Genomic DNA, 12968 nt, shown 5'->3' with positions numbered 1-12968 from the left:
TATTTGAATTGATAGTTAATTGTTAATGAGTGATTTCAGCTTCTTAATGCCATTCTTTTTCTGTCCGTTGTCCTGTCCATAGCCATACCCATATCCATAGCCATAACCGCCATATCCGGATGACCTTGAGGCTTTAACATCATTAATGACAAGATTGATTTTGGGCATTTTATCATACAAATATAAGTCTTTGGATATTTCCAGTTGCTGTCTGAAAGTATATCCTTGTCTTACCAGGTACAACGAAGCATCTGCGAAGCGACCCAGCAGCTGGGCATCTGTCACCAGCCCTACCGGCGCGGTATCAATAATGATATAATCGAAATAGCGGCGCAGTTCTGTGAACAGGTGCTCTGTTGCGTCCAGCAACATCAGTTCGGCCGGATTAGGCGGAATAGGCCCGGAAGAAATTATTCTCAGATTATCGTGTATGCCTGAGGGTTGTACGATATCGTTGATGCTTGCTCTTCCGATAGCATAACTGCTAAAGCCGGTATGATTGCTGAGACCGAGGCCTTCAGAGATTTTAGGTTTACGCAGGTCCATCTCCAGCAGCACCACTTTTTTGCCGGAGTAAGCCAGTACGGCGGCGAGGTTCACTGCTACGAAGGACTTGCCTTCACCGCTCATGCTGGACGTCAGCAACACGGTCTTTTCCTGTTTGCCTGTCAGGATAAACTGCAGGTTGGTGCGCAGGGCGCGGAACTGTTCTGCCACATGCGAGCCGCCTTCCCTGCTGATGACTAAACCATCCTTATCGGTACTGTGCCCTATTTCGGCCAGTACAGGTACGGGGGTAAGCCCTTTGATATCTTCCCTGCTCTGTATGCGTGTATTGAGCAGGCCACGCAGGTATATCCATAATGCGGGGATACCGACGCCGGCCATCAGTGCCAGCAGATATACCAGCAACCTTTTCGGTTTGAAAGGCAGCGCATCGCTCTTAGCCGGGTCAATTATCCGCGCGATGGCCAGGTTAGATGTTTTGGAGATAGCGGATTCTTCTCTTTTCTTCAGCAGAAATACATACAGGTCCTGTTTGATGGCCTGCTGACGCGAGAAATCGAGGAATACCCTTTCAGCGGCAGGCACCTTACGGATACGCTGTGAGATAGCACTGCTGTTGCGCTGCAGTTCTTCGATGCTCAGTTCCACGCCTTTCTTGAAGGACTGGATATTGCTGAGGAGGTCTCCACGGATGCCTGCCAGCTGACGGTCCAGATTCACGACTACCGGGTTGGTAGGCGTGCTGGCCAGCAGCTGCCGCTCTCTTTCCAGCTGGAGGGTATTGTATTTTTCCACGAGGCCAACGAACGTGGGGTCCTGTACGATCATCGAAGATGGTACCACCCTTTTGTTGTTCTTTTCGTCCCGGATATATTCTTCCATAGAGTTGATCACGTTCAGTCTTACCTGTGCGTCGGTCAACTGTTTCATGTTGTCACCAGAACCGGACACCAGCAACTTGGACTGCTCGGTGAGATCAGCCAGCTGGTTATCCTGCTTAAACTGCTGGATGTTCCTTTCCACTCCCAGTAGTTCGGTGCTAACGATCTGCAGGCGCTTATCAACGAAGTCGATAGTGCTGTCTGCGATACGGTTTTTATCTTCCACGCTGGCCTGACGATAAGCGTCGATCAGGGTGTTGAGGATTTTCTCTCCTTTTTCCGGAATAGTAGTGGTCAATGCCAGATCAATGGTGCTCACCTGTTTATTGGGAATGCTGACATTCAGCTGCGTCATCATATCTGCTACTGCCGCATCAATGGACACTACGTTTACCTGGTATTCCGCGGCGATGGTATCGATCTGACGGTGACGTTCTACCATCATAACGCCTTCGGGTAAACGAAGTGTATCGCCCCATGCCTGGGTAATGCTGAGATCATCGCGGTTCAGCGAGAAACTGTCCACACCTTTCGGGTTGATGGTGTAACCGATGGCAGTGATAGAGTCCTTCAGCGACAGCCAGTGCATCGAGAAAGGACGTTTGGCAAACAGTTCCGTTTGTTTGATACGGCCTTCTGTGAAGTAACGGACATTGAGGTCCAGTTTCCTGACCACATTCTCCATGAGCGAACGTGACTTGATGATTTCCACTTCATTGTCTACGTTGCTTTTGTTGGAGAACAGTTCCAGTTGCTGAAATATTTCTTCTCCCGGCAGGTTGCCACCTTTCTGCTGGTCTTGTACCAATATCTTCGCATTGATCAGATAGTTGGGTGTAGCATAACGGAGATACACCCATGCCAGCGCCACAGTCAGGATGCCACATAGCACAAACCAATACCAGTTGGACAATACCTTGTCGAGGATACTACGCAGGTCCAATACGCTGTCATTCGGCTCTTGTGGCCTGGCGAGACCATTTAAATGGCCCTGTCCTTTTGAGTTAGTGTTTTCGTGCTGCATGCAATAGTGTTAAGAAATTAGAATTTAACTCTCGTCAGAAGTACAATCAGGACAGACAATGCGGAAGAAACGATCGTGATGTTACGTAGTCTTGCACCGTCTGTGGAAGCGATCTTTGACTTATTCGGTTCAACATATACCACATCTCCCTGTTGCAAATAATAGTAGGGAGAAGCAAACAGATTGCTCTTATTCAGGTTGAATCTTACAAATTCTTTCTTGTTATCTTTTTCTCTGATCAACAACACGTTTTCTCTTTTACCGTAGATGGTAAGGTCGCCCGCCATGCCCAGTGCATCCAGTAAAGTCACTTTCTCGTTAGGCATTACGTAAGTAGACGGTCGGGCAACCTCGCCCAATACGGTCACTTTGAAGTTGGCCAGTCGTACGTTTACTACCGGATCTTTATAGAATTCCGCTGCTTTCGCTTTGATTTCATCCCGGACCTGGCTGGTGGACTTGTCTTTCACCAACAGTTTACCTATCAATGGCAGGGTAATATATCCTTCTTTATCTACCAGATAACCGGCCACGCCGCTGCTGGTGGGGGCAGTTGAACTACCGGGCGTGCCGGTCACCGGCCAGCTGGCAGTATTTTGCTGATTCAGCAATGTCGTCGCGTTAGGATCCAATGTCTGGATACTTACCTGCAGAATATCATCCACCTGAATAACCGGCGTTTTATACGATGCCTGGTCTACTTCCTTGTTTTGCAGGGAGTCCGGAACATCTTTAAAATAAGTGATGTTCTTAGGTGTTGCACAGGAGAATATGCCCATGCTGATAATACCGATCATCAGCCAAGACCATCCTCTTTTCTTCATCAAACAGAGCAGTGCTCCTTGTTCCCGGGTGAAAAACTTCATTTTTACGCTCGATTTTTTAGGCAATAAAGGGCCGTTCCAGGCAATGGTGTGCGCTGGTGGTATGACCTTCATTGCGTAATGATTACATTTTTATTTTGTCCTTGTCCAATTCTTCGTAGGCCGAATTTTTACTGATAAATTCCGGCACCAGTTTTTTCATTAATGCTACGGTCGGTGTCAGGTAGTGCTGTTGTGCTGATTCAATCAGCTGTGTCACTTTAGCGTCTACTTCGTCGAATGCGTAGCTACGCACTTTGGCGATCAGTATTTTTTCGTGATAGGTAGGCAGTGTATTTTCTGCATTGTTCAACAGTTCTTCGTACAGTTTCTCTCCTGGTCTTAATCCGGAGTATACGATCTGAATATCCCTTCCTGGTTCTTTACCTGCCATGCGTATCATCTTCTTGGCCAGGTCGGCTACTTTCATGGGCTTGCCCATATCGAAAACAAATATCTCACCGCCTTGTCCCATGGCGCCTGCTTCCAGCACCAGCTGACAGGCTTCGGGTATCGTCATAAAATACCGGGTAATTTCCGGATGGGTAACCGTAAGCGGCCCACCGTTTTCCAGTTGTTTTTTGAAGCGTGGTATGACAGACCCATTGGACCCGAGTACATTACCGAAACGGGTGGTAATAAAACGGGTAGGCGGTAGACCAAATACCGGACCGGTTTTCTTGAAATGATCGTTGATCTTGTTATTATATGATTGTGTAAAGATCTCTGCAATACGTTTGGAAGCGCCCATCACATTAGTAGGGTTCACGGCTTTATCAGTAGACACCATCACAAATTTCTCCACCCCGAAGTCCACTGCCAACTCAGCCATGATCTTGGTCCCCAGCACATTGTTCATCACAGCGATGGAGGGATTTTTTTCCATCATCGGCACATGTTTATAGGCCGCGGCGTGATATACAATAGCAGGCGCGTATACTTCAAACAGTTGCTGCATACGTGACCGGTCGCATACGTTACCGATAAACGGAATAATGGGAATTTTAGAGCCCATCTCCGCCATCTCCAGCTCCAGTTCATGCAGCGGGGATTCTGCTTTATCACAAAGGATAATGACAGCCGGCTGATAACGGATCACCTGCCGTACGATCTCACTGCCGATAGAACCTGCGGCACCGGTAACGAGTACACTCTTATCTTTGATTTCCTCTTCCAGTTTTTCATTTTTGATATCGATGACAGATCTTTCCAACAGATCTTCTATATTGATGTCTTTCAACTGTATACCTTTATTTTGTGTACCATCAATCCATTGGTTTACAGAGATGATCTTCTGTACTTTAACATTCGCCATTATACACTCTTCCACCAGTTCATTCAGGTGTTGCGCATCCAGATGATCGTCCGGTATCAGCAACAGCGATATTTTCCCCTGCCTTACCATTTTAAAGAGCTGTCCCCTGCGGGCTGCATATACCGGTAATCCTTCGATGGACTTGCCGGCATGACCGTTTGTTTCCGCGAGGAAGGCCACAATGCGTATGTCCGATTCCGGATTATCATTGAGGGCTTTGCGTATCATGATACTGGTCAAACCGGTGTGATAAATAGCCGCTCTTGTTTTGTTGACAGCACGAAAATTTTTATAGTATTTAAATACCCATTTCACCAACAGTCGATAGGATAACAACAGGAAGGAAGTGATAAAAAAAGCGATCAGGACTACTGACAATGGGAAGAGGTTGACTTCAGCATCCAGCACATGGCTATAGCCGATAGTCAGCAAAATACAACAGCTGACGAAGTTCATGCAGGCGATGTTGGCAATATCAGCGAGGCTGGTATGCCGTACGATGCCGCGATAAGTACGAAGTAACAGGGACAGCCCCAGCGTTACACCTAACACAATAAAGGAGATTTCTTCAAGCGGATACGGAGTGAGGGCCTCCATATCAAAATTGAGCCTGAGCAGAAAGGCAAGATTGATGGCGATTACGGAACACCCAAGGTCAAGCAGCAGAATAAGCCATGACGGGGTAATCCATGATGATTTGTTCACCATAGGTTTCAATAATAGATACGGTTAAGAAATATTTGCTCGTCCAATCAGGATAAGTAGCGCGAGGGTGGTTTTCATAGAGGCGCTTTACTCTCTGGTCAGATAGCTTAAGGTTTGGTTCGCATTTTTCGGTTTTTCAAGTTATGCAAAGTAAACACTAAATTTTGATATCTTACTATTATGAAAAAGTAAACATTAAAATTTTTTTACTCTGCGCAAATGATAGCTCCTCCAATCCAATATTGATCTTATACTGACAAGATGATAAAGGCAAGTATGAAACCCGCCGCTGAAAGGCAGTGCGTCTCCTGTGTTCGCATACAGGTAATATGGACGACTAACTTTACAGGCTATATTAAAAGGCTACTTTCAACAACATCTGTTGATATCGGGACAGGACAGGCGTAATACCTTCACACATGATTGATTGTGCAGTTGACAGTCATTCTCGTTTCTAATACCTTCATGCGCTGGCACACAAAATAATTGATACATGGTCTTTCAATTTTTCCGGTTAACTAAGTTCGTTCGCTATATGGTTAAAGTAATATTCGCTATATGGTTAAATAGAACTACTAAAGTTGTTTGTGATGGCCAGTGGAAACAAACACCATACCAACTTTATAAAAAAAGATGATTTTTTGCATTCAGATCATCTTTTCATTTATAAAAGTAAGTGATTTTTTGAATAAACCTACAGTTAAAATGAATTTAACTTAAAACAAACACGACCAGGCTCTTTGCGCCGTGGGCGCCTAATACGAGGGATTGCTCTATGTCAGCGGTTTTGGATGGGCCTGCAATAAAAACACCGAAACCGGTTTGAGGTGCACCGATTTTCTCATACGCATCATGCATGGTTGCCAATATGCGTTCCCGTGGTAATATGATCGCCAGATGCTGGCAAATGAATGGTAATACTCTTACGGCTATATTATTTTCAGTTAACCAGATGGCGCCATTTTCAGCAACGCCCCACTGCCCGGTTACAACAGCCATGTCCACATTTTCCAGCTGATGCGGATCTTCGTGTGCCCATTCCCGTTGATCATCAGCAAACACGACCCTTTCAAGATGAGGATAATGCTGCGACAATAACGCAGGCACCTGTGCGGCATCGGTGATCTCAAACAGACTGCCGCCAAGACTTTCCAGCACTTTACGATAAGCCTCCAGTGTGGCCGGCATCTCTCCTGCCAGTCCCTGCAATGATGGCAACGCAGTGGCTTCCGGTTGGTTTTTCTTCACGGCGGCCAGTATCTGTTCCCTGCTACTCATATCAATATATTATTACGGCTGTTTATTTTTTTGTTGATTGTTGTTGCGCGTACCATTCAGAGAATGACTGCGCAGGTGGCGCCGGCATCTCCCGTTGTTTATACCATGGGTTAAAACGATTGTTGACCATACCCGGAAAAGCGCGTAACACCCAACGGCCCATCTTACCTGCTTTTTTATAATTACCTGGTTTGGAGAGTACGGCGTTCATCATTTTCATACCGGCCGTTTTCATACCGCTGGTATGACCCTCCTGTACCAATACCTGTCTCCATTTATATAACTGCTGATGGATATCGATCTTCACCGGGCATACATTGGAGCAGGAACCGCACAGCGTAGAGGCAAAAGGCAGATCGGCGTAATCCTTCATATCCAGATTAGGCGCCAGTATACTACCGATAGGACCGGCAACGGCTGTATGATAACTATGCCCGCCGCTGCGACGATACACCGGGCAGGTATTCATGCACGCGCCACACCGGATACATTTCAGGGAGTTGCGGAAATCTTCACGCCCCAATTGCCGCGAACGGCCGTTATCTACGATCACGATATGTAGTTCCTTCCCGGCAGCCGGCTTTCTGAAATGGCTGGAGTAAGTGGTGATCGGCTGACCGGTAGCGCTGCGTGCCAGCAGTCGCAGGAACACGCCCAGATGTCTCCGCTCCGGGATGATCTTTTCAATGCCCATACAGGCAATATGCACATCTGCGAGATGAGCGCCCATATCGGCGTTACCTTCATTGGTGCACACGACCATCTCCCCTGTTTCCGCCACCGCGAAATTCACACCGGTGATCGCAGCTTTGGATTGCAGGAACTCTTTGCGCAGATGCTGCCGTGCCGCCGCTGTCAGGAACTGCGGATCAGCGTTACCGGCCGGTGTGCCCAGGTGTTCATGGAAAAGCTCCCCTATCTCTTCTTTCTTTTTATGGATACAGGGCAATACGATATGACTGGGCGGTTCTTTCGCCAGCTGCACAATACGTTCGCCGAGGTCTGTATCGATCACGTCGATGCCATGCGCTTCCAGATGCGGATTCAGATGACATTCTTCCGTCAGCATCGACTTGCTCTTCACCATCCGTTTTACACCATGCCGTTGCAGGATGTCCGTCACGATGCGGTTGTGTTCCGCTGCGTCAACGGCCCAGTGGACCACCGCGCCGTTCTGTAGCGCCTGCTGCTCAAACTGTGTCAGATAGTCGTGCAGGTTACCCAGCACATTTAATTTTATCTGTGAAGCGGTTTCCCGCAGTAGTTCCCATTCAGGAATGCTCCATGCCTGGCGGTCACGTTTGGCGCGTACCCACCACAGGGTTTCATCGTGCCAGTTCACCCTGGGCTCATTTTCGTTGAACTTGTCCGCCAGCGTGGCGTGATCAGTGGTTGGCCTGTTCATGGATCTGTTGATTAAGGATTTCAGCAATATGCATCACTTTTACCGGTTGATGCTGCCGGCGGAGGATACCTTCCAGATGCATCAGACAACTAACATCTGTGCCGGTGATGATTTCAGCACCGTGTTTAACGTGATCGGCTACACGGTCTTTCCCCATTTTCACCGAAACGGCTTCTTCTGTCACGCAGAAGGTGCCGCCAAATCCGCAGCATTCGTCTTTGCGGCCCAGCTCCACCAGCTCCAGTCCTTCCACCATGCGGAGCAGCTGCTCCGGTTTGGAGAAAGGCGCCGCTACCAGCTCGCTCATCTGTGCGAGACCGAGGCCGCGCTGCCCATGGCAGCTCTGGTGTAATCCCACTTTATGAGGAAAACGTGCAGGCAACGCCGTTACCTTTAATATATCGGTGAGAAACGCTGTCAGTTCATATATACGTTCCCGTATGCCGGCGGCTGCCGGTTCATCTGCGGGGTCGTGCAGGTGCTCTTTGATGTGCAGCACGCAGCTGCCGGAGGGTCCCACAATATAATCGTACGCCGCAAAATTGCGGACAAACAGGCTATTGCACTGATGCGTCAGATGCTCGTAGCCCGAGTTGGCCATAGGCTGGCCGCAACAGGTTTGTCCCTGCGGGTATTCCACCTCACATCCCAGTTTCTGTAACAATTGCAGGGTGGCGATGCCTACCTGCGGGTAGAACTGGTCAATATAACACGGTATAAATAATCCTACTTTCACAGTGGTAGCGATTTTAATGGTCATTCCTAACGTGCAAATTTAGCGGCAGCCACCGTAGTAATCCTACCTCTTTTTTACCGGTTACTGGCTTATTTTTCACTGATACAAAATAATAAGGCCGGACTGCATTAGCAACCCGGCCTGTTATGGATAGTATGTATCTTCTTTACGGTTGTACTTTGATGGTGGCTTTCAGCCGTTGCCCGTCGATGGCGGACACTTTGATCACCCCTATTTTCCCTGCGGCATTTTTGAACAGCACCACGCCCCTGTAGGTAGTGGTAAAAAAACTGTTGTCCTCCTTTACCGCCAGGCCATTCAATGCGGAGCCATGAGACAGGGTGTCGAATTTCGCCGGATCAAAGGCCAGTACTGCCGGGGAGTTCATGATCTCCGTAATAGTGGCATTGTCAAACGTAAGGCCGTGGGAAGCGGTAGCAGTGGTACTGCTGAAGAACAGGTTTCCCGGGTCTACGCCTGCAAACACCAGGTCGATGTTTTTGCCGTCTTTAGGAAGATTACCACGATAGTACATTTTACCGTCTTTTGTAGAGAAGGCGATGCCTACCGTTTGACTGGTACCGCTTACATCAAATTCCAGGTCTTTGTATATCGTCAGGGAATCTTTGGGTGTTACCGCAGGTTGTTCCGGCTTGGGTGCGTTATCATCGTTGCTATTCTTGTCTTTTTTGGAACAGGCGGTCAGCATGGCGGTAAGAATAACCGCGCCTAAAATGAGTTTTTTCATAGGGATGATGGTTTTAAGCTGGCGTTTTCAGGTTTTCACTGTATGTGATCGGACATAAAAAAACGGCTATATGCATAGCCGTTACAAATATAAAAAGATTTAAATGATAAATATCGATAATTTATCTGCCTAGCTGAAAGGCTTCCGCCAGCAGTTCATATGACCGGAGCCTGTCGGCATGGTTCTGGGTAATGGTGGCGATCACCAGTTCATCCACCTCATAATCTGCCGCCAGCTGTTCGAGGCGGGCTTTTACCTGTGGCGGGGTACCGGCAATGCGCCTACCGCTGTTGGCCCGTATCCGTGCCAGTTCTTCCGCGGTATACTCGATGTCTTTGATTTCTTCATAGGTAGGAAATACATCGTACTTCCCTTTTTCAAAGCTGAGCAGGCGATAGTCCATCACCGCTTCCAGTTCAGCTGCTTTCTCTTCTGTATCAGCACAGTACACGAAAATGCCGACGCTGGCCTGCGGGGCGGCGAGGTGCTCCGAAGGGCGGAACTGCTGACGGTACTTGGCTACCGCCTGCGGGCCGCCTACCGGATAGATAAAATGCGCAAAAGAGAGAGCTATGCCGAAATGAGCCGCCAGCAGGCCACTTTCGCCGCTGGAGGTCAGCATCCACAGGTCGGGCGAGGAAGGTATGACCGGAATGGCCTTTACTTTTTCCTGCATGCTGCCGGGGGTGATTTTATCGGTGAGCCATGCCTGCAGGTCTACCACCTGCTGCACAAACTCTTTAGGATCAAAGGTATTGGAGGGATTGAGGATATGCGCCGTGATGCGGTCGCCTCCGGGGGCGCGGCCGATGCCCAGGTCTATACGCCCGGGGTACAGCGCTTCGAGCAACCGGAAATTTTCTGCTACTTTAAGGGTACTGTGATTCGGCAGCATCACGCCGCCGGAGCCGATGCGGATACGCTCCGTTTCTGCGGCCAGCCGGGCTATCAGTATCTCCGGAGAGGCGCCTGCCAGGCTGTTGGTATTATGATGCTCTGATAACCAATAACGGGTATAACCCAGTTTGTCTGCCAGCCGGGCCAGCTGTACGCTTTCCTGCAAGGCTTCCATGGCATTGCTGCCGTTTCTGATCGGAGATTGGTCTAATACGCTTAGTTTCATCGTCTGTCGGTTTAATCTTTCATAATCTCTTCTTCCTGTTGTTTTTTAAGATACCATTGTACTGCCCGTATTTCTGCGAAGGTCACGGCGGGGCCTACACGCTCTTTGATCGGTCCTGCTGCCGTAGCGCCCAGTTCGCGAATATGGGACATAATCAGTTTCACCGTTGACTCGGACACAAAGCGGTACAGGTCCAGCTCTCCGGCCTCCACACACTGGGCCAGATGGCTTTCTACCGTACTTACCGCCAGCTGCCGCGCCACGGCAATGTCGGGGATGGTTTTACCACCCAGGTACAGCTCGAGTGTTCCCCTACGGCTACTCCCCTTTTCTACTTTGCCTTTAGCTTCCGGTTTGCCACCCTTTTTACCGGCAGCACTTTCCGCTTCCGCATTTCTCATTTTCGTATAGTCTTTCAGCCCCTTGGTAAAATCCAGATCGGCATAAGACACTTCCCACACCTGTTGTAACTTCTGCCAGCAATCAGCTTCGAGCGACATGAGCTGCAACAGGTATTTTTTTGATTTCTGCTTTTTAACGGCCGTTATATGTTCCTGCAACGGCACTATCAGATCTTCGTATATGCTTTTGGTGAAGTAACCAATTGCTTTGGTGACACGCTCTTCGAGCTGGTCGGTTTCGCCCGTCTGCACGGTGGTATCGAGCAACTGATGCAGCTGCACCACAAATCGGTTGGCCACTTCCTGCTGCTGTTCGGTCTTAGCGGTCAACTGCCGGCTTACCTGTAAGGCCGCATCGATGTCCGGCACTTTTTTATCCTGAATCCATACGGCGTGGCTGCGGATATTGGCCTGCATGCGGTACCAGTCGAACAGCTGGAGCAGCGAGGTGGCCTGGAACTTCTTCCGTTCCATTTCCAGCAACACCACCAGCTCATTAGCCTCCACTTCTTTCTCCGCAAACTCAATCACCTGACGGTCTGTTTTGATGGCGCCATAGTTAATACGCGAATGCAGCACCAGCCCTTCCAGCGAGGTACAGCGGCTCAGCGCCACATACACCTGTCCGGGCGCGAAAGCATACCCCGCGTCGATAATAGCTCTTTCGAAAGTAAGCCCCTGGCTTTTATGGATGGTGATCGCCCACGCCAGCCGTATCGGAAACTGTGTGAAACTACCGATCTCCTCTTCGTCGATACTGTTCTCTTCCTGGTTATAATGGTAACGGATATTACGCCAGGTTTCCTTCCCCAGTTTCAGTTCCTCGTGGGAACCGGCCAGCAGCAACGTTATCTCATCATCGGCGATATCAGTGACCGTTGCCAGCTTACCATTGTAATAACGGCGGGGCTGTGCCAGATCATTTTTCAGGAACATCACCTGTGCACCAATTTTCAGTTGCAGCACCAGTTCCGTTGGCAGCGCCTTATCGCTGAAATCCCCTTCTATCTTGCCCTCAAAGCGGAAAATCTTACCCGGCATTTCAGCCAGCCGGCGGGCATTGATATCATCGGCCTTCCGGTTGTGCGTAGAGAGCACAATGTACTCACCGTCTTCTCCTTTAAAATAAGGATCATAGCGGTCGTTGAGCAACATGAGGTCATCTTCTTCTACTTCACTGTTACGAATGCGGTTGAGCACATCGATAAACAGCTGTTCATTCTGCCGGTATATCTTTTTGAGTTCGATATACAACGGAGGCGCTTGTTCTATCACCCGCGCATCGAAGAAAAAAGAGCTGTTGTAATACTCTGAAAGCAGCTGCCATTCAGAGTCCGGCACTACCGGCGGCAACTGGTACAGGTCGCCGATGAAGAGCACCTGTACGCCACCGAAAGGCAACAACGGCTTATTCCGGAAGTGTCGCAGGATGGTATCAATGGCATCGAGCATATCGCAACGCACCATACTCACCTCATCGATAATGAGCAGTTCCAGTTCCTGCAACAACACTTTTTTATCGTTGGTAAAACGGATGTTACGGAACAGGCTGTGTTTATCCGTGCTGCTGATTCCATCCATGCCAAATCCGTGCTTGCTGCCCGGAACAAAAGGTCCGAAAGGCAACTGAAAAAAGGAGTGCATGGTAACCCCGCCGGCATTGATCGCTGCCACGCCGGTAGGCGCCACCACCACGGTATTTTTCTTCGTATGTTCTTTGATATATTTCAGGAACGTAGTCTTCCCTGTGCCGGCTTTACCGGTCAGGAACACATGGCGGTTTGTCTGGTTAATGAAATCTGCCGCCAGGTGGAAGATGATATTTGTACTATCAGGTTGGGGCATGATATTTAAAATTGAAACCGCAAATATAATTTATTTTTTCCCGCATTCCCGCCATCTCGCGTTCCCAGGGCTGAAGCCCTGGGCTACATTGTGATTCAGGTTCATAATGTAGTACAAACGTAGATGGATGGAGTATT

Annotated in this window: 9 protein-coding genes; all 9 read right to left on the bottom strand. The window is 48.9% G+C overall.

What is annotated here, in order from left to right:
- Positions 1-15 precede the first annotated feature (15 nt).
- The 9 genes from ICL55_RS00505 to ICL55_RS00465 all read right to left on the bottom strand — a co-directional run bounded on the left by ICL55_RS00505 (position 16) and on the right by ICL55_RS00465 (position 12831).
- A complete protein-coding gene (locus ICL55_RS00505; protein WP_188094091.1) occupies positions 16-2412 on the bottom strand; it encodes a GumC family protein in 2397 nt (798 codons plus the stop codon).
- Positions 2413-2429: 17 nt separating this feature from the next.
- Positions 2430-3350: a polysaccharide biosynthesis/export family protein gene (locus ICL55_RS00500; RefSeq protein ID WP_246496131.1), complete on the bottom strand. Its 921-nt coding sequence runs from the start codon at positions 3348-3350 to the stop codon at positions 2430-2432.
- A gap of 10 nt (positions 3351-3360) precedes the next feature.
- Positions 3361-5298, bottom strand: coding sequence for a polysaccharide biosynthesis protein (locus ICL55_RS00495; RefSeq protein ID WP_188094090.1), 1938 nt, complete (start codon positions 5296-5298; stop codon positions 3361-3363).
- 708 nt (positions 5299-6006) lie between these two features.
- The gene (locus tag ICL55_RS00490; RefSeq protein ID WP_188094089.1) at positions 6007-6573 is read right to left on the bottom strand and encodes a LutC/YkgG family protein; all 567 of its coding nucleotides are present in this window, start codon (positions 6571-6573) and stop codon (positions 6007-6009) included.
- A gap of 22 nt (positions 6574-6595) precedes the next feature.
- Entirely contained in the window at positions 6596-7978 is a 1383-nt protein-coding gene (locus ICL55_RS00485) for a lactate utilization protein B (protein WP_188094088.1), read from the bottom strand.
- Entirely contained in the window at positions 7959-8738 is a 780-nt protein-coding gene (locus ICL55_RS00480) for a (Fe-S)-binding protein (protein ID WP_223151243.1), read from the bottom strand. The genes ICL55_RS00485 and ICL55_RS00480 overlap by 20 nt, the downstream gene beginning before the upstream one ends.
- 142 nt (positions 8739-8880) lie before the next feature.
- The gene (locus ICL55_RS00475; RefSeq protein ID WP_188094087.1) at positions 8881-9462 is read right to left on the bottom strand and encodes a hypothetical protein; all 582 of its coding nucleotides are present in this window, start codon (positions 9460-9462) and stop codon (positions 8881-8883) included.
- 121 nt (positions 9463-9583) lie between these two features.
- Positions 9584-10585 carry an LLM class flavin-dependent oxidoreductase gene (locus tag ICL55_RS00470; protein ID WP_188094086.1) on the bottom strand — a complete coding sequence of 334 codons (1002 nt, stop codon included), beginning with the start codon at positions 10583-10585 and terminating at the stop codon, positions 9584-9586.
- A gap of 11 nt (positions 10586-10596) precedes the next feature.
- Complete coding sequence (locus ICL55_RS00465) at positions 10597-12831, bottom strand: helix-turn-helix domain-containing protein (protein ID WP_188094085.1); 2235 nt, start codon at positions 12829-12831, stop codon at positions 10597-10599.
- Between the last annotated feature and the right edge of the window lie 137 nt (positions 12832-12968).

It is taken from the genome of Chitinophaga varians, assembly GCF_014529945.1.
GTDB lineage: Bacteria > Bacteroidota > Bacteroidia > Chitinophagales > Chitinophagaceae > Chitinophaga > Chitinophaga varians.
The sequence above is the reverse complement of the archived record's forward strand: the minus strand, read 5'-3'. Positions and strand labels throughout refer to the sequence as shown.